This window comes from Trebonia sp. (assembly GCF_030042015.1).
In the GTDB taxonomy this organism is placed as follows: domain Bacteria; phylum Actinomycetota; class Actinomycetes; order Streptosporangiales; family Streptosporangiaceae; genus Trebonia.
On the sequence record NZ_JASIAL010000051.1, the window covers coordinates 1 to 22551 of the forward strand.

Annotated in this window: 27 protein-coding genes; 4 read left to right on the plus strand and 23 right to left on the minus strand. The window is 70.9% G+C overall.

Annotation, left to right across the window (positions count from 1 at the left end):
* Positions 1 to 33: 33 nt before the first annotated feature.
* The 9 genes from tsaB to rplM all read right to left on the minus strand — a co-directional run bounded on the left by tsaB (position 34) and on the right by rplM (position 8220).
* The gene (gene tsaB / locus Q1N79_RS02175; RefSeq protein WP_300603542.1) at positions 34 to 750 is read right to left on the minus strand and encodes a tRNA (adenosine(37)-N6)-threonylcarbamoyltransferase complex dimerization subunit type 1 TsaB; all 717 of its coding nucleotides are present in this window, start codon (positions 748 to 750) and stop codon (positions 34 to 36) included.
* 42 nt (positions 751 to 792) lie between these two features.
* Positions 793 to 1917 (minus strand): hypothetical protein, encoded by a 1125-nt coding sequence (locus tag Q1N79_RS02180; RefSeq protein ID WP_300603545.1) that lies wholly within the window; start codon positions 1915 to 1917, stop codon positions 793 to 795.
* A gap of 149 nt (positions 1918 to 2066) precedes the next feature.
* Positions 2067 to 2585, minus strand: a complete 519-nt coding sequence (locus tag Q1N79_RS02185) for a tRNA (adenosine(37)-N6)-threonylcarbamoyltransferase complex ATPase subunit type 1 TsaE (RefSeq protein ID WP_300603645.1) — start codon at positions 2583 to 2585, stop codon at positions 2067 to 2069.
* A gap of 32 nt (positions 2586 to 2617) precedes the next feature.
* Positions 2618 to 3730 (minus strand): alanine racemase, encoded by a 1113-nt coding sequence (gene alr, locus Q1N79_RS02190; RefSeq protein ID WP_300603548.1) that lies wholly within the window; start codon positions 3728 to 3730, stop codon positions 2618 to 2620.
* Between the two features lie 23 nt (positions 3731 to 3753).
* Complete coding sequence (locus Q1N79_RS02195; protein WP_300603550.1) at positions 3754 to 5373, minus strand: NAD(P)H-hydrate dehydratase; 1620 nt, start codon at positions 5371 to 5373, stop codon at positions 3754 to 3756.
* A 35-nt stretch (positions 5374 to 5408) separates the two neighbouring features.
* Positions 5409 to 5783 carry a holo-ACP synthase gene (locus Q1N79_RS02200; protein ID WP_300603553.1) on the minus strand — a complete coding sequence of 125 codons (375 nt, stop codon included), beginning with the start codon at positions 5781 to 5783 and terminating at the stop codon, positions 5409 to 5411.
* The gene (glmM, locus tag Q1N79_RS02205; RefSeq protein ID WP_300603555.1) at positions 5780 to 7177 is read right to left on the minus strand and encodes a phosphoglucosamine mutase; all 1398 of its coding nucleotides are present in this window, start codon (positions 7175 to 7177) and stop codon (positions 5780 to 5782) included. Before glmM ends, Q1N79_RS02200 begins: the two co-directional genes overlap by 4 nt.
* A 24-nt stretch (positions 7178 to 7201) precedes the next feature.
* Positions 7202 to 7747 carry a 30S ribosomal protein S9 gene (gene rpsI, locus Q1N79_RS02210; RefSeq protein WP_300603558.1) on the minus strand — a complete coding sequence of 182 codons (546 nt, stop codon included), beginning with the start codon at positions 7745 to 7747 and terminating at the stop codon, positions 7202 to 7204.
* A 29-nt stretch (positions 7748 to 7776) separates the two neighbouring features.
* Positions 7777 to 8220 carry a 50S ribosomal protein L13 gene (rplM, locus tag Q1N79_RS02215; protein ID WP_300603560.1) on the minus strand — a complete coding sequence of 148 codons (444 nt, stop codon included), beginning with the start codon at positions 8218 to 8220 and terminating at the stop codon, positions 7777 to 7779.
* Positions 8221 to 8527: 307 nt separating this feature from the next.
* Between rplM and Q1N79_RS02220 the strand changes: the two genes are divergently transcribed.
* Complete coding sequence (locus Q1N79_RS02220) at positions 8528 to 10534, plus strand: hypothetical protein (RefSeq protein ID WP_300603563.1); 2007 nt, start codon at positions 8528 to 8530, stop codon at positions 10532 to 10534.
* A 102-nt stretch (positions 10535 to 10636) separates the two neighbouring features.
* Here Q1N79_RS02220 and truA read toward each other — a convergent pair whose 3' ends face one another.
* The 8 genes from truA to infA all read right to left on the minus strand — a co-directional run bounded on the left by truA (position 10637) and on the right by infA (position 15486).
* Positions 10637 to 11446 (minus strand): tRNA pseudouridine(38-40) synthase TruA, encoded by an 810-nt coding sequence (truA, locus tag Q1N79_RS02225; protein ID WP_300603648.1) that lies wholly within the window; start codon positions 11444 to 11446, stop codon positions 10637 to 10639.
* Between the two features lie 140 nt (positions 11447 to 11586).
* Positions 11587 to 12192 carry a 50S ribosomal protein L17 gene (gene rplQ, locus Q1N79_RS02230; protein ID WP_300603565.1) on the minus strand — a complete coding sequence of 202 codons (606 nt, stop codon included), beginning with the start codon at positions 12190 to 12192 and terminating at the stop codon, positions 11587 to 11589.
* A gap of 38 nt (positions 12193 to 12230) precedes the next feature.
* Entirely contained in the window at positions 12231 to 13247 is a 1017-nt protein-coding gene (locus tag Q1N79_RS02235) for a DNA-directed RNA polymerase subunit alpha (protein WP_300603567.1), read from the minus strand.
* 144 nt (positions 13248 to 13391) lie between these two features.
* Positions 13392 to 14018 carry a 30S ribosomal protein S4 gene (rpsD, locus tag Q1N79_RS02240; protein WP_300603569.1) on the minus strand — a complete coding sequence of 209 codons (627 nt, stop codon included), beginning with the start codon at positions 14016 to 14018 and terminating at the stop codon, positions 13392 to 13394.
* A gap of 10 nt (positions 14019 to 14028) precedes the next feature.
* On the minus strand, positions 14029 to 14439 hold the full coding sequence (gene rpsK / locus Q1N79_RS02245; protein WP_300603572.1) for a 30S ribosomal protein S11: 411 nt from the start codon (positions 14437 to 14439) through the stop codon (positions 14029 to 14031).
* 86 nt (positions 14440 to 14525) lie between these two features.
* Positions 14526 to 14906, minus strand: a complete 381-nt coding sequence (gene rpsM, locus Q1N79_RS02250; RefSeq protein ID WP_300603574.1) for a 30S ribosomal protein S13 — start codon at positions 14904 to 14906, stop codon at positions 14526 to 14528.
* A gap of 178 nt (positions 14907 to 15084) precedes the next feature.
* On the minus strand, positions 15085 to 15198 hold the full coding sequence (gene rpmJ, locus Q1N79_RS02255) for a 50S ribosomal protein L36 (protein WP_145852083.1): 114 nt from the start codon (positions 15196 to 15198) through the stop codon (positions 15085 to 15087).
* Positions 15199 to 15264: 66 nt separating this feature from the next.
* Positions 15265 to 15486, minus strand: a complete 222-nt coding sequence (gene infA / locus Q1N79_RS02260) for a translation initiation factor IF-1 (RefSeq protein ID WP_300603580.1) — start codon at positions 15484 to 15486, stop codon at positions 15265 to 15267.
* A 362-nt stretch (positions 15487 to 15848) separates the two neighbouring features.
* Between infA and Q1N79_RS02265 the strand changes: the two genes are divergently transcribed.
* The 3 genes from Q1N79_RS02265 to Q1N79_RS02275 all read left to right on the plus strand — a co-directional run bounded on the left by Q1N79_RS02265 (position 15849) and on the right by Q1N79_RS02275 (position 18442).
* Complete coding sequence (locus Q1N79_RS02265; protein WP_300603582.1) at positions 15849 to 16559, plus strand: hypothetical protein; 711 nt, start codon at positions 15849 to 15851, stop codon at positions 16557 to 16559.
* A gap of 138 nt (positions 16560 to 16697) precedes the next feature.
* Positions 16698 to 17276: an RNA polymerase sigma factor gene (locus Q1N79_RS02270; RefSeq protein WP_300603586.1), complete on the plus strand. Its 579-nt coding sequence runs from the start codon at positions 16698 to 16700 to the stop codon at positions 17274 to 17276.
* Positions 17273 to 18442 (plus strand): hypothetical protein, encoded by a 1170-nt coding sequence (locus tag Q1N79_RS02275; protein WP_300603589.1) that lies wholly within the window; start codon positions 17273 to 17275, stop codon positions 18440 to 18442. Before Q1N79_RS02270 ends, Q1N79_RS02275 begins: the two co-directional genes overlap by 4 nt.
* Positions 18443 to 18464: 22 nt before the next feature.
* On the opposite strand, the gene Q1N79_RS02280 is transcribed toward Q1N79_RS02275, so the two are convergent.
* The 6 genes from Q1N79_RS02280 to rpmD all read right to left on the minus strand — a co-directional run bounded on the left by Q1N79_RS02280 (position 18465) and on the right by rpmD (position 22544).
* Positions 18465 to 18917, minus strand: coding sequence for a DUF1707 domain-containing protein (locus tag Q1N79_RS02280; RefSeq protein ID WP_300603593.1), 453 nt, complete (start codon positions 18915 to 18917; stop codon positions 18465 to 18467).
* A complete protein-coding gene (gene map, locus Q1N79_RS02285) occupies positions 18907 to 19716 on the minus strand; it encodes a type I methionyl aminopeptidase (protein WP_300603595.1) in 810 nt (269 codons plus the stop codon). The genes Q1N79_RS02280 and map overlap by 11 nt, the downstream gene beginning before the upstream one ends.
* Before the next feature lie 89 nt (positions 19717 to 19805).
* The gene (locus Q1N79_RS02290) at positions 19806 to 20459 is read right to left on the minus strand and encodes an adenylate kinase (RefSeq protein ID WP_300603598.1); all 654 of its coding nucleotides are present in this window, start codon (positions 20457 to 20459) and stop codon (positions 19806 to 19808) included.
* On the minus strand, positions 20459 to 21796 hold the full coding sequence (gene secY / locus Q1N79_RS02295; protein WP_300603600.1) for a preprotein translocase subunit SecY: 1338 nt from the start codon (positions 21794 to 21796) through the stop codon (positions 20459 to 20461). Before secY ends, Q1N79_RS02290 begins: the two co-directional genes overlap by 1 nt.
* 118 nt (positions 21797 to 21914) lie before the next feature.
* Entirely contained in the window at positions 21915 to 22358 is a 444-nt protein-coding gene (gene rplO / locus Q1N79_RS02300; protein WP_300603603.1) for a 50S ribosomal protein L15, read from the minus strand.
* 3 nt (positions 22359 to 22361) lie between these two features.
* Entirely contained in the window at positions 22362 to 22544 is a 183-nt protein-coding gene (rpmD, locus tag Q1N79_RS02305) for a 50S ribosomal protein L30 (protein ID WP_300603606.1), read from the minus strand.
* Positions 22545 to 22551 lie beyond the last annotated feature (7 nt).

Sequence of the window (22551 nt, forward strand, 5' to 3'; positions counted from 1 at the left end):
CACCGGGAGCGCGCCGGGCGTGCCTGCCCGTCATCACCGCGACACCCGCTTTGGCGCGCCCGGTTCGCGCGCGTCCGGGCGGCGCAGGTACAGCGGCTCCGGGGGCAGCAGCACCGACGGGCGGGCGCTTCCCGCGCCGCTGCCGCCTGCTGACACCGCGCCGGCGGATCCCGCGCCCGCTGAGTCGGCATCGCCCGCGGCGAGGGCCGCGACGACGATCCGGCACAAGGTGGCCGCCGCGGGATAGGCCGGCCCCCGGCCGTTCGGCAGAAGTTCGGAGTACAGCAGCGGGCCCTCGCCGGCGACAGGCAGTTCACGAGAGGGGATGAGCGCGGGCGGGCCGACATGAGGGCCAGACAAACGCCCCGTCTGGTCGTAGCGAGCCCAGTAGAGTTCGCGGCGGCGCGCGTCGGTTGCCACAAGGAAATCGCCCTCGCGCTCGACATCGGCGGCGATGACGTCGAGGCTGCACACGCCGTACACGGGGATCCCCAGCGCGAAGCCGAGCACGCGGGCGCTCACGACTCCTACTCGCAGCCCCGTGTACGGGCCCGGCCCGACGCCGACCGCCACGCCGGTGAGGTCACCGCGCTCCGCGCCTGCGTCCGCGATGACCTTCGCGATCGCAGGCGTGAGCAACTCCGCGTGGCGGTGCGCGTCGACGACGACGAGCTGGGCCAATGGCTGCCCGCCGTCATGTAGCGCTACCGTCACCGCGGACGTGGCGGTGTCCAGTCCGAGCAGCAGCACGACCTAAAAGAGTAGCCGACGCTGCGTCCCCTCAGCGCCGCGTCAGCGGACGATCTCCCCGGTCACTTCCCGCGCGATCGTCTGCGCGGCCGAATTGAGCGCGGCCTGCGAAACAGGCCCGTACTTGCCCACATTCGCGTGGTCCAGGCCGTTCAGCACCACGGTGACGATGACGTTGCGATACCGGACCACCACGGTCGCCATATCGGTGATCGCGCCGTTCACCTTGAACACCTGCGCCGCCTCGAAAGCCACCGTGTCACTGCCGCCCGGCATGCCGGACAGGTCGGTCACCGCGGACGGCGGCTGCCCGCTGCGCGGTGCAGGGCTCTGCTTCGCCGTCTCGTCCTGCGCGTACGCGTTTATGGCGGCGAAGGTGGCGCTGCCGTCCCCGTAGCTGACCAGCGCATTCGGAGAGTACGCCTGGATGTTCACCTCGAGCACCCGGTACAGCGGCGCCTTGTCCAGGGTCCACGTGCACTGGCTGTCGGCGCCGGTGTTCAGCGGCGGGGCCGCCGTCTTGGGCTGACCGGGCAGGAACTCGCTGAGCGTCGCGCCCGGCACCGACGTGCAGGCGTCCGGCACCTGCCGGATCTCCCCGGGCAGGAACGTCGTGATCAGCGACCCGAGGTCAGGGTTGGCGGGCGTGCTCTTGCCACCGATGAGGAAGTACACCGCCACGGCGATCACGACCGCCGCGCCGGCCCCGGCCGCGATCAGCAGCCGGCGCCGCCTGCGGCGGTCCGCGCGCCTCTCCTCACGGGACTCGCCGCCACGACGGCGCCATCTTTCTGAGAAGGCCTCCATCGGGTCCTGGCTGGCGGCACCCGTCCAGTCTGTCCCCTCGTGCCCCGGCCCCTGCCGCGGCCGCGGTCGCGGCCGGAGCGACGGCTGCGGCCGGAGCGACGGCCGCGGCTGCGGCTCGGCGGGCTGCCGCGGTGCGCGCCAGGGCTGGTCCTCCCACGGGGGCTGCCCCTGGCTGGCCTGACCGCTTCCCTGCGGCGGGTAGCCGGGAACGTTCGGCGGATAGCCCGCGCCCTCGGGCAGCCGCGCCTCGCCGTGGACCCGGCCGTCCCGCGCGGGGGCCTCGCGGCCGCGGGTCGCTGACAGGTCGGGGAACTCAGGCTTGTCCTGCGGCACAGCGTCGTACCCCGCCCACTCGGGCACGTCGTTGTCGGGACGTGCCCGGCGGCCACGCGGCCGACCGGGGAATGACTCATGATGAGTCACGGCATGCCTCCGGTGGGGGGTTGGCGGTGCGGGGTCCTGACCTACAGGCGTGGTACAACGGGCAAACCGGAACTGTACAGGCCGAACTATAGACGATCGGCGAGATCGGCGGGTGGCAACCGGATGTCCCGCCAGCGCTTGCCGATGCCGGAAATCCTTACCGTACGGGGCGAATCGCCATCGGGCAGGCGGGCGTCGCCAGGGCCGAGGGCGATGGCGATCTCCAGGCGGTCCTCGGCCAGCCCCTCGGCCAGTCCTTCTCCCCATTCCACGACGGTCACCGAGCTGCCGGTGTCGGTGTCCAGGTCCAGGTCGTCCAGTTCGGCGGCGCTGCCCAGCCGGTAGGCATCGGCATGCACAAGGGCCGGCCCGCCAGCCGGCGCCCGGCCCGCCGGCAGGCCGTCCGCGGCGAGTTCCCGGGCGGCCGTCCGCGGCGGGTGCACCCGCGCGATGACGAAAGTGGGTGAGGTCACCGGCCCGCGTACCCCGAGGCCCTGCCCGATGCCCTGCGTCAGCGTCGTCTTGCCCGCGCCAAGCGGGCCGCTCATGAGCACCACGTCTCCGGCCCGGAGCACCGCGGCGAGCCGCCGCCCGAGCGCGCGCATGTCCGCCGCGGTCGCGACGGTCAGTTCCTCGTTCACGCGTACGACCTTGGCACGCGAGCGCCGATGCCGGTGACGATCTCGTAGGAGATGGTGCCCAGCGTGTCGCCCCACTCCTGCGCGGTCGGCTCCCCGCCATCACCCGGCCCGAACAGCACGACCTCCTCCCCTGCGGCCACCGGCGCGTCGCCGAAGTCGATGACCAGCTGGTCCATGCATACCGTCCCGGCGATCGGCCACCGGCGCCCGCGCGCGAACAGCAGCGGCCGTCCCGCGGCCGCCCGCGGCACCCCGTCGGCGTACCCGACAGGCAGCAGGCCGAGCGTGGTCTCGCTGGAGGTCACATAGCGGTGCCCATAGGAGACGCCAGTCCCGGCAGGCACCCGCTTCACCATGGCCAGCCGCGCCCGCAGCGTCATCGCTGGCCGCAGCCACGACGGCGGGCCACCGGGCAGCGTCGACAGGCCGTAAATCCCGCCGCCGATCCGCACCAGGTCAAGGTGCGCCTCCGGCACGAGCAGGGCGCCCGCTGTGTTCGCGATGTGCCTGACCTCAGGGGTGGCCCCCGCCTTCTCCGCGACCGCCACCGCCTCCCCGAACGCGGCAAGCTGCCTGGCCACGGACGGGTTGCCCGGCTCGTCGGCGGACGCGAAGTGCGACCAGAGCCCCACCACGCTCACCCGGCCGGCCGCCTGAGCGTCCAGCGCCGCCGCCACGACGGACGGCCAGTCGGCGGCCGTCGCCCCGCCCCGGCTCAGCCCGGTGTCGGCCTTGAGGTGGACCCGCGCGGGCTGCCCGGCCTGCGCGGCGGCGGCCGCCAGCCGGCGCACCATGTCCACCGAGCCCGCGCTGAGGTCCACGCTCGCCGCGATCGCCTCGCGATGGGCGCCGGTACCGATCGCCATCAGGCACAGCAGCGGGGTGCCGATTCCCGCCGCGCGCAGCTCAAGCGCCTCGGCCACGTGCGCCACGCCCAGCCAGCCCGCACCGCCGCGGACCGCCGCGCGGGCCGCGGGGACGGCACCGTGCCCGTATCCGCCCGCCTTCACGACCGCCATGACCGCGGCGGGCGCCACGTGCCTGACCAGCGCCGCCACGTTGCCGGCGATCGTGCCGAGGTCTACGCAGGCCTGCGCGTGGCTATCCATGACCACCAATCGTAGAGCCAGCGTCACACCGCGCGGAAAGCCATCGGCAGCGCCCTGAGCACGTCAGACGCGCCGATCGGCGCCGCACCCGCGCGCCCGTGCGTGACCCCGGAGGCGTCCGCGGCCGCGAGCCGGGCGGCGAGCCCGTGCAGGTACGCCGCGGTCGCGGCAGCCTGCGGCGGCAGCAGCCCCTGCGCCAGGAGCGCGCCGGCCAGCCCGGAGAGGACGTCGCCGGTGCCGGCGGTGGCCAGCCACGATGTTCCCGTGGTGTTGACCAGCACGGGGTCCGTTCCGTCCGGCGGCGCTATCACGGTGGTGGACCCCTTGAGCAGCACGCACGCGCCGAACATGGTCGCGGCCCGGCGGGCATGCTCCAGCCGCCGTTCCTCGACATCGTCCGGTTCCGCGCCGAGCAGCCGTCCGAGTTCGCCCGCGTGCGGGGTAAGGAGCGTCGGCGCCGGACGCGGCAGCAGGTCGCGCCGCTTGGCGAGCAGCGACAGCCCGTCCGCGTCCACGAGCACAGGCAGGCCAGTGCCGAGCACGGCCGCCAGCCGCTGCGCGGCGTCCTGCGTCACGCCCATGCCCGGGCCGGCGACCCACGCTTGCACCCGCCCCACGTCGCCGGGGGACCACGGCTGCCCGCCCGTACCGGGAAGATCTCTTTCTTCTCCCGAACGGTCCCCGCCGTCTGTCCCGAGCTCGGTGATCACCACCTCGGGCCAGACGTGGCGGACGGCCGCCGCCGCGGCGGGCGCCGTGACGAGCCGGACCATGCCTGCCCCGCCGTGGACCGCGGCCCCGGCCGCGAGCAGGGCGGCTCCGGTGAACCGGCTGCTGCCGGCCAGCAGGCCGAGGACCCCGCGGCGGTACTTGTCCGACTCCGGGCCCGGCCGCGGGACCAGCGCGCTGATGTCGCCGCGCTGCGGCGCCGACACGTCGGGTGCCTCGAGCAGGTGCGGCCGCAGCCCGATGTCGACAAGCTCCACGACCCCGGCGTGGCGTGCCCCCGGATCGATCAGCAGGCCGGGTTTGACCACCCCGAACGTCACTGTCACGTCGGCCCGGACGGCGGGCCCGTCGACCGCCCCGGTGTCCGCGTCGATGCCGCTTGGCAGATCGACGGCGACCGTGGTCGCGGTCGAATTGACCGCGAGCTGCGCCAGGGTGGCGTACGGGTCGCGCAGCCCGCCCTTGCCGCCGATGCCGAGCATTCCGTCGATGATCAGGTCGGCGTGCCCGATGGCGTGCCGTGCGTCGTGGCCCGGGTCGTAGCGGCCGCTCACGTCGGGACGGGTATCGTCTGGCCCCCGCACGGGCACGACGCCGGCGAACCGCCCGCCGGCGGCGGCAAGCCGGGCAGCGCCGCCCGCGTGCATGCGCGGCCCGGCCTGGATGGCGATCACCGCGGCGCCGCGCCGGGCGAGCAGCGCCGCCGCGTACAGCGCGTCCCCGCCGTTGTCCCCTGTGCCAGCGAGCACGACGACCCGCGATCCGTAGACGCCGCCGGGGCTCGCGCGCAGCAGGCTCGCGCACACCGACGCCAGCCCCGCCGCCGCCCGCTGCATCAGCGTTCCATCCGGGACCAACGCGATCAGGGCGGCTTCTGCCGCCCGCACCTTGGCTACCTGATAAGCGTCACGCACGTTGCATAGTCTGCCCGGTGCGGCCCGGCGCAGTCCTACACCCACCCCAGGCCCGCGGCATCGCCTTCGGCGATGACGACGGCGGTGGCGACGTTCCCGTCGTGACTGAGCGACACGTGCCAGCGCCTGACACCGAGCCGTGCGGCGGCGGCGGCCACGGTGCCGTTGACGTTCAGGTCCGGCCGGCCAAGCGGGTCGGTGACGACCTCGGCATCGCGCCAGATCAGCCCGGGCGGACCGCCGAGGGCCTTGGCCAGCGCCTCCTTGGCGGCGAAACGAGCGGCCAGCGACCGGACGGGCAGGCCGCGTTCACTGTCGGTGAACAGCCGGCTGGCAAGCCCTTGCGTGCGGCCGAGCGCCTGCCCGAAACGGGCGATCTCGACGACGTCGATGCCGACACCGACAATCATCGCATCGCCAGGCGAACCGCCTCAGCGAGCTGGCCGGCGAGGTCTTCGGCCAGTGCGGCTTCCCGTGCCTCGACCATGACGCGGATGGCCGGCTCGGTGCCGCTCGGCCGCAGCAAGATCCGCCCGGTGTCGCCGAGCAGGCCCTGCGCGGTCCTGACCGCCGTGTCCAGCGCCGGGTCCGCCATGGCGCGCTGCTTGTCGCCGCGCACGTTGACCAGGACCTGCGGGTAGCGTGTCATCGTCTTCGCCGCGGCGGACACCGGGACCCCGCTGCGGTTCACGGCGGCGAGCAGGTGCAGGCCGGTCAGCACGCCGTCGCCTGTGGTGGCCAGGCCCAGCTGGATGATGTGCCCTGACTGCTCTCCGCCGAGCACGTAGCCACCGTCCCGCATGGCCGCGTACACGTACTTGTCGCCGACCGGAGTCTGGACCACGGTGATGCCCGCCTCGCGCATCGCTTCGTGGAAGCCGAGGTTTGACATCACGGTCACCACCACGGCGCCGCCGGCAAGCTGCCCGGTCGCCTTCATGTGCGAGGCGAGGATCGCGAGGATCTGGTCGCCGTCCAGCACGGTGCCGTCCGCGTCCACCGCGAGACACCGGTCGGCGTCGCCGTCGAAGGCCAGCCCGGCGTCGGCGCCGTGCTCGACAACCGCGGCCGCCAGCGCTTCCAGGTGGGTGGAGCCGCAGCCTGCGTTGATGTTCAGCCCGTCCGGCGCGGCGCCGATGGCGGTGACCTCCGCGCCGGCGCGGCGCAGCGCGCGCGGCCCGATGCTGTACGCGGCGCCGTGCGCGCAGTCCACCACGACCCGCAGCCCGTGCAGCGGCGGACGTCCGTCTTCCTGCACGGGAAGGGTCGCGAGGAGGTGGTCGAGGTAGGCCTCGTGCTTGGAGTACGCGTCGGTGACCCGGCCGAACCCGTCGGCCGGCTCGCCCCCGGCACCGGGCACGCCGCCGCTGGCGCGCAGGACGGCCTCGATCTCGTCTTCCACCTCGTCGGGCAGCTTGACGCCGCCGCGGCCGAAGAACTTGATCCCGTTGTCCTGAGCCGGGTTGTGGCTGGCCGAAAGCACCACGCCGAAGTCAGCGCCCAGCGCCTGCGTGAGGTAGGCGACGCCTGGCGTCGGGATGACTCCCAGCCGGAACACGTCCACGCCGGACCCCGCCAGCCCGGCGACCACGGCGGCCTCGAGGAAGTCGCCCGACGCACGTGAATCGCGGCCGATCACGGCCAGCGGACGACCCGGACGCACTGGACATCCCGCCTGCCCGGACCGGGCGGCGGCAGGCGCGAGCACCGGCACCGCCGCCACGGCCAAGTCCATCGCGAGCCGCGCGGTCAGGTCACGCCCGGCGACTCCTCGAACACCATCAGTACCGAAGATCCGCGCCATGTCGAGGCAGGCTACCAGCGACGGCTAGCGCTTGGAGTACTGCGGCGCCTTGCGGGCCTTCTTGAGGCCGTACTTCTTCCGCTCCTTCACCCGGGCATCCCTGGTGAGGAAGCCAGCCTTCTTCAGCGGGGGCCGGTTCTCCGGGTCGACGAGCGTCAGCGCGCGAGCCAGCCCCAGCCGCAGCGCGCCCGCCTGGCCGGTCACACCGCCGCCGACGATGCGCGCGATCACATCGAACTTGCCCTCGGCGCCAAGCGTCACGAACGGCTCGCTGACGATCTGCTGGTGCACCTTGTTGGGGAAGTAGGAGTCGAGAGTGCGGCCGTTGATGGCCCACTGCCCGGTGCCGGGAAAGATCCGGACGCGGGCGACGGCCTCCTTGCGGCGGCCCGTGCCAGAGGCATGGCCGGTAATGACCGGCCGGCGGACCCGCGGCGGCGCGGCGGCCTCTGGCGACTCGCTGGTGTACTCCGACGGGACGTCCTCGCCGTCAAAGCTGTCCTCGGCGTACTCCTCGTCGAAGTAAGCCGCGTCGTCTGCAGGCGTCTCTACGCCAGTGGGCTCGGCCACGTTGCTCTTCCTCACGCTTCCTTGCGGCACTACTGGGAAATCTGCCGGATCTCGTACGGTTGCGGCTGCTGTGCCTGGTGCGGGTGGGTCGGGCCGGCGTACACCTTGAGCTTGCTCAGCGTCTTGCGTCCGAGCGAGTTCTTCGGCAACATCCCCCTGACCGCCTTCTCGACCACGCGCTCGGGATGCTTGGCCATCAGGTCCGCATAGCTCACCGAGTGCAGGCCGCCCGGGTAGCCGGAGTGCCGGTAGGCGCGCTTTTGCTGCAGCTTCGAACCGCTGAGAGAGACCTTGTCCGCGTTGACCACGATGACGAAATCACCGGTGTCGACGTGCGGAGCGAAAATGGGCTTGTGCTTGCCCCGCAGCAGCACCGCGACATGGCTGGCCAGGCGGCCGAGCACGACGTCAGTAGCGTCGATGACATGCCACTGCCGCGTGATGTCACCGTCTTTCGGGCTGAAAGTGCGCACAGTCGTTCGCCTTCGCATGTGGTTCGTGATCCAGGAGACCCTGCCGCCGGGCCGCTCCACCCGCGTCCGCGACTCGGGCAGCAGGCAAAACGCAGGTGCTGCTGGTCGTGGACAACGCCAATGCAGCATACTCCGAATCCGCGCCCAGTGCCAAAGCGCGCGGATCCGCTGCCGCCTGAACACGTTAGTTTACCGCGGTTGCCCGCGCTCCTGCCGCGGGCCACCCCGCGGAAGCGCCTGGTCACTGAACGTTGAAAGTTTCGCGACCACCCTTGCCGAACTGATATGGACGCTACGCTCATTAGTTATGGAATACCGGGGTGAGGACGCCTCCCGCACCCGAGCGGCCTCACGGCGCCAACCGCCCTGGCAGTCGTCGTCCGGCACGGGGCCAGAAGCCACGGGGCCGTGGAACGACGGCGCGCGAGGTTACGGCCAGGACGAGGGGTACGCGACCGCCGACGGGTACGGCGGCTACGGGTCGGCTGACCCCTACGCGGGGTACGAAGATTACGGCCAGGGCGCCGGGTACGGCGACCCCCAGGGGTACGCCACAGGGCAGGGCGGCGCGTACCCCGACGACGGCAGCGACTACCTGCAGGGCAACGGCTACCCAGCCGGCGACGGCTACGGCGCCGGGTACGGCCAGGGCAACGGCTACCCGGCCGGCGACGGCTACGCGGGCGGCGGGTACGGCCGGCCGGAGAGCTACGGTCAGCAGGCCGGATATGGCGACAGCGGCTACGGCGACAGCTACACGGGCGGCGGGTACGGCAGCGGGCCTTACCACCAGCTCCAGGCGGGCGGCGGCCCCGACGGCAGCTACTTCGACGGCGGCTACGGCAGCGGACCCTACGACCAGCCGCAGGCAGGCGGCGGCTACGACCCCGACCCCTACGGCCGTTCCAGCTACGGCCGCTCAGGCGGCTACCCCGCTCTGGGCGCTGGCCCGGGCGGCCGGGCCGGCGCGACGGGCGGCTACCGGGACGCGGGCAACGACTGGTACGCCGGCCAGCCGCAGGCGGCGTCCGGCTCTGGCTTCGCGGACACCGGCATCCTCAGCGCGCGCGCCATTGACTCCTACGGCACCGGCCCGCACCCCCTCGGTGCGCCTGGCGGGTACGACCACGACCAGTACGACCAGTACGACCAGCGCGGGTACGACGACCGCTACCAGGACGACGGCCTGTCGCAGGCCGCGGTCCGCGATCCGGCCAGGGGATTCCCGCCCGTGCCGGGAAGGCAGCCCTCCCAGCTGGAGGCGGCCTCCCCGCAGGGCCTTGCGTACACCGGCCAGCAGGAACGATACGACGACAGCCAGTACGAGGCCTACTCCGGTTACGGCGGCCGGCGCGAGCCTGGCGACCCGCGCGGTTACGGTGCCGTCGGCGGATACGATGCCTCCCCCCGCTACGACCAGTACGCGGAGCCGGAGGACTTCGTCGTCGGCGGCTACGGCACGGGGCCGGGCTACGACGAGTACGACGACGCGCGCGACCCCTACCAGGAGCGCTACGGCGGAGGTACCGGCCCGCGACCCGGCGGCAGGGGAGGCAACGGCAGGAAGCGGGGCAAGCGACGCCTGCTGCTCTCGGCCCTCGGGGTCGTCGCCGTGGCGGTGCTCGCCGCGGCCGCCTACACCCTCGTGCTCAAGCCGAAGCCGTCCGCCAGCACCTCGGTGCCCTCGGCCGGCCCGCTGCCGACGTCAGGATCGACTTCGGCGGCCACCGCCGCGTGCGAGAAGCTCGGCCAGTACTGCCACATCGAGTCGCGCAGCGACGACCCCGTGCCGCTGACGGTGGCCGAGCTCTACCCGCCGGCGTTTACGAACGAGACCGACCACACCTCGTTCCTGCGGATCGCCACCCGGCTGGACAAGACGTGCGCCAACGCCGTGATCGGCCAGGACCTGATCAACGCGCTGCAGTCCGACAGCTGCACCCAGGTGGTGCGCGCCAGCTACGTGTCAGGCGATAACAAGATCATGGGCACGATAGGCGTCGTCAACCTGGCGACCACCAGCGAAGCGCACCTGGCGGGGGAGGTGGTCGGCGCGAACGACTTCATCGCCCCGCTCAGCACGTCGTCGGGCATCGGCGCCAAGCTGGGCTCGGGTACCGGGGTGGTCGAGGCGGAGTTCAAGGGCCACTACCTGATCCTGACCTGGGCGGAGTTCACCAACGGGGACGCGCCGTCGACCGCCGCGCAGGACCGGCAGCTCGAGCAGTTCGAAACCGACCTGGTTGCCGGAACCGCGAACATCAGTCTCAGCCAGCGCATGGTCACCGGCGCCCCCGCGCCGGCCAACGGCTGACCGTCCAGGCCGCGACCGCCACGGACCCGGAGCATCGGTGCGGCCCCCGGCGCCAAGCCCGTTGGTGGCGGGGGCCCGGCCGCTAACGGCGCGCAGGGGGCGTCACTCGCGGACCTGCCTGGTCAGTGCCGCCCGCCGCGCGAGCTGGCCCGGCTCGGGGTAGCGCACCTCCTCTAGGCACAGCCCGTGCGGCGGCACCACCCGGACCGCCGGGTCACGGACCGCCGCCGTGAGCAGGGCGGACGGCCAGCCCGGCGGGCGGCTGCCCTCGCCGACCGGAAGCAGCGCGCCAACCAGCGCCCGGACCATGTTGTGGCAGAACGCGTCGGCGACCACGCAGGCGACGGCCACGCCTGCCGCGTCCCTGTGCCAGTCGAGCCGCCGCAGCGCGCGCACTGTCGTCGCATCGTCGCGACGGCGGCAGAACGTCGCGAAGTCGTGCTCACCGACCAGACCGGCGGCGGCCGAGTTCATCGCCGCAAGGTCCAGGCCGCGCGGGTGCCACAGCGTGTCATGCCTGCGCAGCGGATCGGCGGCCGCCGGGTCGTCGCAGACCCGGTAGGAATAGCGCCGCCACAGCGCGGAAAACCGTGCGTCAAACCCATCGGGGGCGGGCCCTATCCGGTGCACCCGGACGTCGGGCGGCAGCGCGCGGGCAAGCCGCCGCAGGGCCGCGCCTGCGCCGGCTTCCCAGGGGTCCGCGGGCACGTCCGCGTGCGCCACCTGCCCCCGCGCGTGCACGCCGGCGTCGGTGCGCCCGGCTACGGTGAGCCGCGGCGCCTCGGCAAGCCGCAGCACCCGCTCAAGGGCCTGCGCGAGCACGTCCTCCACCGTGCGGCGGCCAGGCTGCGCCGCCCATCCGGAAAATCCCGTCCCGTCATAGGAAAGATCAATTCTTATCCGAACGGACAGCGCACCCTCCCCAGGTCCACCAGGGACGCCCCGGCAGGCGGGCAACGGGGCGCCTTCACGACCGCGGGCCGAAGAGACCCGCAGCGGGGATCCCTCCGGCCCACGATCGTGGCTGCCTGCCCGGACAAGCCGAGGCGTTGTCAGGCCTCGGTGTCGTCCTCGGCAGCGGCATCCGCTTCGGCGTCGCCGGCTTCCGCGATCACGTCAGCCGTCTCACCATCGTCGTCAACGTCCTCGTCGGCTGCCGCCTCGGACGTCTCTTCCCCGGTCTCTTCCGTCTCCGCATCGACCGCCCGCGCGTCTGCGCCGGTCTCCTCGGCGGTCTCCTCGGGAGCCGCGGCCGGAGCCGTCACGCGCCGCGTGCGGCGGCGCGGCCTTGGCGCCGCGACCTCTCCGCCCACCAACTCGATGACCGCCATCGGGGCGGCGTCACCCTTGCGCGGGCCGAGTTTCGTGATGCGGGTGTAGCCCCCGTCACGGTCAGCGAAGCCGGGGCCGATCTCGGTGAACAGGGAGTGCACGATGCGCTTGTTGGGAACCACCGTCAGTACCTGCCGACGGGCGTGCAGGTCACCGCGCTTAGCGAAGGTGATCAGCTTCTCCGCGTAGGGGCGGAGCCTGCGCGCCCGTGCCTCGGTCGTGGTGATCTTCCCATGCTCGAAGAGCGCGGCGGCCAGGTTCGCCAGCATGTGCTTCTGGTGAGCCGGGCTGCCCCCCATCCGGGCACCCTTGGTAGGCGTGGGCATTGAGACCCTTTCTGTAGCGCCGTCCCGGCGCAGTACCGCTAGTACTGCTCGGTCTCGACGTAGCTCTCTTCTTCTTCGCCGGGGAAGGCGTCCACGGCACTGCTCGGGTCGAACCCAGGCGGGGAGTCCTTGAGCGACAGGCCCATGTCGACCAGCTTCTGCTTGACCTCCTCGATGGACTTCGCGCCGAAGTTCCTGATGTCAAGCAGGTCCTGCTCGCTGCGCGCGACCAGTTCGCCAACGGTGTGGATGCCCTCGCGCTTGAGGCAGTTGTACGAGCGGACCGTAAGGTTCAGGTCCTCGATCGGCAGCGCCAGGTCGGCCGCGAGAGCGGCGTCGGTGGGGGACGGGCCGATGTCGATGCCCTCGGCGTCGACGTTAAGCTCCCTGGCCAGGCCGAACAGCTCGGTCAGCGTCTTGCCGGCGCTCGCCACCGCGTCGCGCGGGCGCATGCACGGCTTGGTCTCCACGTCGAGGATGAGCCGGTCGAAGTCGGTGCGCTGCTCGACCCGGGTGGCTTCCACCTTGTAGGTCACCCGCAGCACCGGCGAGTAGATGGAGTCGACGGGGATGCGGCCGATCTCCTGGCCCGGCTGCTTGTTCTGGGTGGCGGAGACGTAGCCGCGGCCGCGCTCGACCGTCAGCTCCATCTCCAGCTTGCCCTTGCTATTGAGCGTCGCGATGTGCAGTTCCGGGTTGTGTACCTCGACGCCGGCCGGCGGAGCGATGTCGGCCGCGGTGACCGTGCCTGGGCCCTGCTTACGCAGGTACATCACCACGGGCTCGTCGTGCTCGGAAGAGACGACCAGCTGCTTGAGGTTCAGGATGAGGTCGGTGACGTCCTCCTTCACCCCCGGAACCGTGGTGAACTCGTGCAGCACGCCCTCGATGCGGATCGACGTGACCGCCGCCCCGGGGATGGAGGACAGCAGGGTCCGCCGGAGGGAGTTCCCGATCGTGTAGCCGAAGCCAGGCTCGAGTGGCTCGATCGTGAACCTCGACCGGTAGTCGCCGACCTGTTCCTCGCCAAGTGATGGACGCTGTGCGATGAGCATGACTTTCCTTTCCCGGCGCCCGCTATATGACGCCATGTTGGCCCGGGGGGGCGACCCCCCGAGATCCCCCGCGTACGGGGGGCTGCCCGCCCCCCGTACCCCTGGGGCCCCGGCAAGGGGGCTCGCAGGCACCCGGGGGGTGCCTTACTTCGAGTAGTACTCGACGATGAGCTGCTCTTGGACCTGGGTGTCGATCTGCGCCCTCGCCGGCAGCTGGTGCACGAGGATCCGCATCTGCTCGGGCATCACCTCGAGCCAGGCGGGGACGGTCCGCTCGCCGACCTCGGCGCGGGCGATCACCATCGGGGTCAGCTCAAGGGACTTGGCCGTGACCTCGATGACGTCGTTCTCGCTCACCCGGTAGGAGGGGATGTCGACCCGCCTGCCGTTGACCAGGAAGTGGCCGTGCCCGACAAGCTGGCGGGCCATGTCACGGCTCTTGGCGAAGCCGGCCCGGTACACCACGTTGTCCAGGCGGCTTTCCAGGATCTGCAGCAGCGCCTCGCCGGTCCGGCCGGTCTTGCGCGCCGCCTCGGTGTAATAGCCACGGAACTGCTTCTCAAGCACACCGTAGATCCGGCGGGCCTTCTGCTTCTCCCGGATCTGCAGCAGGTACTCGCTGTCCTTCTGCCGGATCCTGCCGTGCTCACCCGGCGGGTACGGCCGGATCTCGATCGGGCACTTCGGCGAGTCGCACTTGCTGCCCTTCAGGAACAGCTTCACCTTTTCGCGGCGGCACAGCTTGCAGTCCGCCCCTGTGTATCGAGCCATCAGTCTCTCCTCAGACCCGCCGGCGCTTGGGCGGACGGCAGCCATTGTGCGGAACGGGGGTCACGTCCTGGATGGAGCCCACCTCGAGACCTGTCGCCTGCAGCGACCTGATCGCGGTCTCCCGGCCGGATCCCGGCCCCTTCACGAAGACGTCGACCTTGCGCATGCCGTGCTCCATGGCGCGGCGCGCCGCGGCCTCGGCGGCCTGCTGCGCGGCGTACGGGGTGGACTTGCGCGAGCCCTTGAACCCGACCTGCCCTGAGGACGCCCACGAGATCACGTTGCCCGTCGGGTCCGTGATCGAGACGATCGTGTTGTTGAACGTGGACCGGATATGGGCGTGCCCGTGAGCTACGTTCTTCCGCTCCTTGCGGCGCACCTTCTTGGGCGCGCCTTGCTGGCTGCTCTTGCGAGGCGGCATCTGCTTCCTGACTCCTGGTTGAGGTGATCACCCGGGGCGGTTCAGGTTCCCGCCGATCCTCGGCGGGGGCTTGAACCCCCAACGGGTTACTTCTTCCCGGCCTTCTTCTTGCCGGCGACGGTCTTCTTCTTGCCCTTGCGGGTACGCGCGTTGGTCTGCGTCCGCTGGCCGTGCACCGGCAGTCCCTTGCGATGCCTGATGCCCTGGTAGCAGCCGATCTCGATCTTGCGGCGGATGTCGGCCTGCACCTCGCGGCGCAGGTCACCCTCGACCTGGTAGTTGGCGTCGATCCAGTCGCGCAGCTTCAGCAGGTCCTCGTCGGCAAGGTTGTGGACCCGCGTGTCGCCGCTGACACCCGTAGCGGCGAGGGTCTCCAGAGCCCGGGTACGGCCGATGCCGTAGATGTAGGTAAGCGCGATCTCCAGCCGCTTGTCACGCGGCAGGTCGACGCCGGACAGACGTGCCATGTGCGGGCAGTTCTCCTTCGTGTGGTGGAGGTCCTTCGCACCGCCTCCCGTCCCTGCCCAGGACCGGGCCCCGGCCTCCAACCGGGGGATGCGGGCAATGCCGCCCGCGGTGCGCGTACTACTTCACGTATTCGGTTGTGTGCGTATTCACCCTATGCGCCGTCAGGGACTTTCTTGCTCAGCCCTGGCGCTGCTTGTGCCGGGGGTCCGAGCAGATGACCATGACGCGGCCGTGGCGGCGGATGATCCGGCACTTGCTGCAGATCTTCTTGACGCTCGGCTTGACCTTCACGGCAAACTCTCCTCTGGCCCGCCTGGCGGGCCACCTAACTCCAGGCGCCCAGGCTCCTGGACGCTCTTACTTGTACCGGTAGACGATGCGACCGCGGGTCAGGTCATACGGGCTGAGTTCCACGACCACCCGGTCGTCGGGCAGGATCCGGATGTAATGCATCCGCATCTTCCCGCTGATGTGGGCGAGTACTTTGTGCCCGTTGTCCAGCTCCACCCTGAAGAAGGCATTAGGCAACGTCTCCACCACCGTGCCCTCGATCTCGATGGCGCCGTCTTTCTTGGGCATATCCTCCGCGTTTCGTCCTGCGTAGTCTTGGTTGGTATCGCGCCGGCTCGCAGCTGTCCCGGCGAGAGCCGGGCCGGGCGTGACGCACTCCCCGTAGCGGAATGGGAGCCAGCCGATGGGCCGCAGGTGAGTCTACTAGACCGATCACCTGAGCGCGAACCGCCAACATAACGCTGCCAGCCCCGGCCATATTCCTGGCGGGTTCCGCTGTGCCGGCGCCCCTGTCCCCCAGGGTACCCGGCGGGAAGCACGCGGCAAGCGCAGACGCGGTGGAAAGGGTGAGTAACGGATCTGGGGGGGTGAGCGCTGTCAGCGCGGGAGCTCGTGCGTCCATGGCACGGGCCCGACTTTGGAGGAAGAGCATGCGCATATCCCTGACCCGGGCAGTCGCCGGCACGGCGATCGCGGCGGTCGCGGTGCTGGCGGCGGCGGGCACCGCAAGCGCCACCACAACGCCCCCGCCGCCCCCGGCGCCGACGACGCTGTCAATCTCGGCGGCCAGCTCCACCATCGCGCTCGGCCATCGGGACACCATTAGCGGCACCCTGCTGACCGGCACGACGCCGGTCGCCAAGAGGGTCGTCTGGCTCGACCGCGTTTCCTCCACGGGCAAGCTGATCGCGGCGCAGGCCAGGCTCACCGACAAGGCGGGTGACGTGAACTACGTGGTCGCGCCGAAGGCCACCGTGACCTACGAGCTGGTGTTCAAGGGCAGCCCGAAGTACGCCGCCGCCAGCAGCGCCACCCTCACGGTAACCGTGACCGCACCCGTCAGGCTGCCGACCGCGCTGTCGATCGTGGAGTCCAAGACCTCCATCCACCCGGGCGGGCGGGACACGATCAGCGGCACGCTGGTGTCGGGCAAGGTGGCGCTGGCCAAGAAGCTCGTCTGGCTCTACCGCGTCACCGTCAAGGGCACGCTGATCCCCGTGCAGGTCGAACTCACCGGTCCGGCGGGCAAGGTGCACTTCGTCGTCAAGCCGAAGGTGACCTCGGCCTACGCGCTGGCGTTCAAGGGCGACGCGAAGTACGCCGCCACGCACAGCGGCGTCGTCATCGTCGTCGTGAAGTAGCGGCAACCGAAGCGACAGCGGCGCTGGCCGCCGGATCCGGGATCCGGATCCGGCGGCCAGCGGCAAGCCCGGCGTACGGGCGGCACATGCGCATATTGCCGACATTCCCGCTCATGGGTGTGGGAGCATGCTGACGCGATGGAGACCGACACCGACGGTTTCGATAAGGCGCTTGCCCGCGCCAGGTCGGGTGACGAGGCCGGTTTCCTCGTGCTCTGGGAGGCGCTGCACCCGCGGCTCCTCCGTTACCTGCAGGTTCTCGGCTGCGACGACGTCGATGACGTCGCAAGCGAGACCTGGCTGCAGGCGGTGCGGGACTTGCACCGGTTTAAGAAGGGCGGAGCAGACGAATTTCGCGCCTGGCTGTTCACCATTGGCCGCCACCGGGCCGTCGACGAGGCCCGCTCCCGGACCAGGTACCGCGACAAGATACTGACGACCGGGCAGGCGTCGCCGCCGCAGACGGTCCACTTCAACCCTGTGGAGGATGAGGTGCTCGCCGGGCTTTCCACCCGGCAGGCGGTGGCCCTGGTGGCCGGGCTCTCCCGGGACCAGGCCGAGGTCGTGGCGCTGCGGATCATCGCTGGCCTGGACACCGAGGCCGTCGCCCGTATCCTGCGCAAGTCGCCCGGCGCGGTCCGGGTCGCCTTGCACCGCGGGTTGCGGACGCTGTCTGAGGATCCGCGCATCCGCGATATCGAGAAGGTGGAGCAGTGAGCACGGGGTTTCCTTACGAGCCCGGCTCTCGCGAGCCCGGACTCGAACACCTGGTCAAGGCGCTCACCGCCGACGGGCATCCGCACGAGCTCAAGGGACGGGACGCGGCGGTCGCGGCGTTCCGTGCCGCCCGCCGCCCGCCCCGGAGGGCGGGGCTGTCCGCGCGGCTGGGCCTGCCCGCGCGGCTCGGCGCCGTGGCCGCCGCTCTTGTCGCCGCCTTCGCGGGCGTCACCGCGGCCGCGTACGCGCAGGCGCTCCCCGCGCCGGTGCAGCACATCGCGTACAGCGTGCTGGCTCCCTTCGGGGTGCCGAACAGCAAGCCCTCCCCGCCCGCTACCCAGCCGCAGCCAACGCCGGCGCCGACCTCAGCATCACCGAGCACCACCAGCCACGGCACGCCTTCGCCGTCCGCTGCCGCCCCCTCCTGCCCGTGTGCTGCCCAGACCTCCCGCCCCGCCGCGAGGGGCTCGATCCTGACGATCGCCGCGTCGCGCGCGCAACTGCCGGCCAACGGGTTCGACCTCTTCTCAGGAAAGCTGACCGACCTCGGCCACCCCGAGGCAGGTGTCAGGCTGCGGCTGCTCGAGCAGGTCGCGGGCGCCGCGGGCTGGCAGCAGGCCGGCAGCGGGATGACCGGCGGACACGGCGGGATCAGGGTCCGCGTGCCGCACCTGACCCAGAACGCGACCTTCCGGCTTGCCGGTCCCGACGGCGTGGCTAGCCCCGCGATCACCGTCACGGTGATCCCGCGCGTGCTGCTGTGGCGGGGGTCCGCACCGCGGGGCACCGACCGGCTGCTGGCAGAAGCGCGGTTCGGCGACGCGGGTGACGCGGTTGTGCTGCAGGAACTGTCCGGCGGCACGTGGGAGGCCGTGGCGAGCGGGACGCTCAACCCCGCCCACCGGGCTTCCTTCGACCTGCCCGCCGCCAAGGCCGCCGGACAGTACTACCGGGTGCTCCTGCGGGCGACCGGCGTGCACGGCGCCTCGGTCAGCGCGCCGGTCCGGGAGCCGCGCGTCCGGGCCGCGATTGGCGCCAGTGCGATCGTGCCCCAGCCCACGGTTCCCGCGCCCGTCCTGCCAGATCCCGGCAAGCGCGGCGGCGGCACGGGACACCGGGTGACCGCTGGCCCCGTCGCCCCGAGTCCCATGGCCGAGACCGTCTGAGTCGGGGCCGGCGCGGCGCGGCCTACGGGTGATCAGGCGGCCTGCGGGCGATGACGAGCCCCCACGGCACGACGACAAGCAGGAACCACGGGATCCAGGCGGCGCCGCCGGAGATCAGGCCGAGTCCCAGCCACGCGACGAAAAGCAGCGAGCTGATCGCCGACCAGGCGGCCCAGGTGACCACCCGCTGCCTGCTCACGCCGCTTTCGCCGCGCCGGTCCACTGCGGTGCGGCGCCGCAGCGCGCCAGGCGGAGCAGGCCGGATGCCCGCGGCGGGCAGCCGGTACAGGTCGATGCCTGGCAGGTCGGCGAGGAGCGCGTCCAGCTCGCCGATGGTCTTCGCCGTGAATGCCCGGTCAAGGCGGTCGTTGAACTCCTCGGGGGTCAGCCTGCCGTCGGCGTGGTGTTCACGCAGTAGCGACACCGCGCGTTCCCGGTCCGCGTCCGAGGCACGGATCCGGGGGTCACCGGGCATCTTTGCCCGCCCCGAGGGTTGCGGGAGCAAGCAGGGTCAGCACCCACGGGCCGTCCGGGGTGATCGCGACCGTGTGCTCGAAGTGCGCTGCCCGGGAACCGTCCGCGGTGACCACGGTCCAGCCGTCCGCGAGCTCAGCGGTGCGCGATTCGCCGCGAGTGATCATCGGCTCGATCGCCAGCGCCATTCCGGCGCGCAGGAGCGGACCTCGGCCGGCCGGACCATGGTTGGGGACCGCGGGCTCCATGTGCATCGCGGTGCCGATCCCGTGACCGGTGTACTCGCGGATCAGGCCGTAGTCCCCGGACGCGCGCACCGACTCCTGGACCGCGTGGGAGATGTCGCCGAGCCGGCCGCCAGGCTCGGCCTCGGCGATCCCCCGCCACAGCGCGGTTTCGCAGGCATCCAGCAACTGCTGGTCAGCCGGGTCGATCTCGCCCACCCCGACAGAGACAGCCGCGTCACCGTGCCAGCCGTCCACGATCGCGCCGCAGTCGATCGAGATGACATCCCCAGGGTGGAGGCGCCGCTTCTCGCTGGGGATGCCGTGCACGATCTCTTCATTGACCGATGTGCAAATCGTGGCCGGGTAGCCCAGGTAGCCCAGGAACGAGGGGACGGCGCCGGCCAAACGGATCTCGCGTTCCGCGATGGCGTCGAGGTCGGCGGTGCTGATGCCGGGGCGGACCGCCTCGGTGAGCACCCGCAGCGTGCGCGCGACCACCAGGCCGGCCTCGCGCATGCGGGCAAGCTGCTCGGGGGTCTTGATCTCGATCACCCGATCGCGCCGCAACCGCATGGCACCACACCTCCCCACACAACGCTACCTGCGCGGGCAGGCCTTGCGCGCAAGGGAGGGCGGGGCACCGTGCTTGCGGCAGGCCGCGCCTAGCGCAGGTACGGGCCGAGCGCCGCCAGCGCGCGGCTGGTGACCTCTTCCACGGGGCCAGTGGCGTCGATGCCGACCAGGATGCCCTCGTCCGCGTAGAAGGCGATGAGCGGCGCCGTCTGGGTGTTGTATACCTCAAGCCGGTGCCGGATCACCTCTTCCTTGTCATCGTCGCGCTGGAAGAGCTCGCCGCCGCAGTCGTCGCAGGTGCCTGGCTGCGCGGGCGGATCGTATAGCACGTGCCAGACCCGCTCGCAGCGGCGGCACGTCCGGCGGCCGGACAGGCGGCGCACCACTTCGTCCTCGTCGACAACCAGTTCGAGGACGACCGTGAGCCTTGAGTCGAACTCGGCCAGCATCTTCTTCAGCGTCTCGGCCTGCGGGACGTTGCGCGGGAAGCCGTCGAGCAGGAAGCCGGCCTGCGCGTCGTCCTCTGCCAGCCGGTCACGCACCATGGCGACCGTCACCTCGTCGGGGACCAGGTCGCCGCGTTCCATGTACTCCCTGGCCTTCGCGCCGAGCTCGGTGTTATGCGTGACGTTGTAACGGAAGATGTCACCTGTCGAGATGCGCGGGATCGCCAGATGGGATGCGATGAAGTGGGCCTGGGTCCCTTTGCCCGCTCCGGGTGGCCCGACAAGGACGATGCGCACTATCGCAAGAAACCCTCGTAGTTTCGCTGCTGCAGCTGGCTCTCGATCTGCTTGACCGTGTCCAGGCCAACGCCGACCATGATGAGCAGGCTCACGCCGCTGAACGGGAACTGGTTCCCGACGCCGATCTCGGCGAGGGCGACCAGCGGGAACAGGGCGACCACGCCGAGATAGAACGATCCCGGCGTGGTGAGCCGGGTGAGCACGTAGCCGAGGTACTCCGCGGTAGGCCTCCCCGGCCTGATGCCCGGGATGAAGCCGCCGTACTTTTTCATGTTGTCGGCGACTTCGGTCGGGTTGAACGTAATCGACACGTAGAAGAAGGTGAACGCGATGATCAGGACGAAAAACGCGATCATGTAGAGCCACATGGTGGACAGGCTGTTGGTGCTGCCGATCTCCAGGTAGCGCTGCACGAACGAGACCCAGCTCTGCGGGTGGCTGCTGTTCCCGAACAGCGAGACCGCGAGCTGCGGTATGTAGAGCAGGCTGGAGGCGAAGATGACCGGGATGACGCCGGCCTGGTTGACCTTCATCGGGATATAGGTGGAGGTGCCGCCGTACATGCGGCGGCCGACCATTCGCTTGGCGTACTGCACGGGGATGCGCCGCTGCGCCTGCTCCATGAACACCACGAACGCGAAGATCACGATGACCACGATGACCGAGAGCAGCTCGACGAACATTCCCCGGGTCTGGTAGATGCTCAGCAGCTCGCCGGGGATCACGGCGATGACCTGTGTGAAGATCAGCACCGACATGCCGTTGCCAACCCCGCGGTCGGTGATCAGCTCACCCATCCACATGATCACCGCGGTGCCGGCCACCATCGTGATCACCATGGTGGCGATGCGGAAGACCGACGAGTCGGGGATGATCGGGTAGGTTGTCATCGAGCAGCCCGGGGTCAGCTCGCCGCTGCGGGCGAGCTCGATGTACCCGGTGGACTGCAGGATCGCCAGGCCGATCGTCAGGTACCTGGTGTACTGGGTGATCTTGGCCGTGCCGGCCTGTCCCTCGTTCTTCAGCGTCTCAAGCCGCGGGATCACGACCGTGAGCAGCTGCAAGATGATGCTCGCGGTGATGTAGGGCATGATGCCGAGCGCGAACACCGACATGTACTTGAGCGCGTTCCCGCTGAGCAGGTCGACGATCTGGTAGACGCTCGCGATGCTGCTCTGCGACGCGATGCCCATGCAGGTGCTGACGTTCTTCTCGTTGATGCCCGGTGTGGGGAGCGTCGACCCGAACCGGAACAAGGCGAGGATGCCCAGCGTAAACAGCAGCTTTTTGCGCAGGTCGGGCGTCCGAAATGCCCGGATGAACGCGGTCAGCATGCGTGATCCCTTTTCATCGGTGAAACCTGCGTTTCAGCGGCTTCCGTATCCTACCCGCAGGCCTGCCCGGCGAGCTAGCTCGCTCGCGTCACGGGCGGCACGAGCGAGCTAGCTCAGGCTAACCGAGCAGCGTGACTGTTCCGCCCGCCGCCTCGATCTTCTGCCTGGCCGACGCGGAGACGGCGTGCGCGCTGACCCGCAGCGCCACGGCCAGCTCGCCGTTGCCAAGCACCTTGACCAGTTCGCCGCGGCGCACAGCGCCGTTGGCGGCCAGGCCGTCCGGCGTCACGTCGCCGCCCGCGGGGTAGAGCTCCGCGAGGCGCCCTGTGTTCACCACCTGGTAGGTGGTCTTGAACGGCGCGTTCGAGAAGCCCTTCAGCTTCGGCAGCCGACGGTGCAGCGGCATCTGGCCGCCCTCGAAACCGATCGGCACCTGGTAGCGAGCCTTGGAGCCCTTGGTGCCGCGGCCCGCGGTCTTGCCCTTGGATCCCTCGCCCCGGCCGACTCGCTTCTTCGCTTTGTGGGAGCCCGGAGCCGGCCGCAGATCGTGCAGCTTCAGCATTGGTTAGTCCACTTCCTCTACCCGCACCAGGTGGCGGACAACGTGGATCATGCCACGGAATTCCGGGCGATCCGGCTTGATCACCGTCTGGCCGATGCGGCGCAGGCCCAGCGACCGCAGCGAGTTCCGCTGCGCGCTGTTCCCGCCGATCTTCGACTTGACCTGCGTCACCTTGAGCTGTGTCATGACGTGC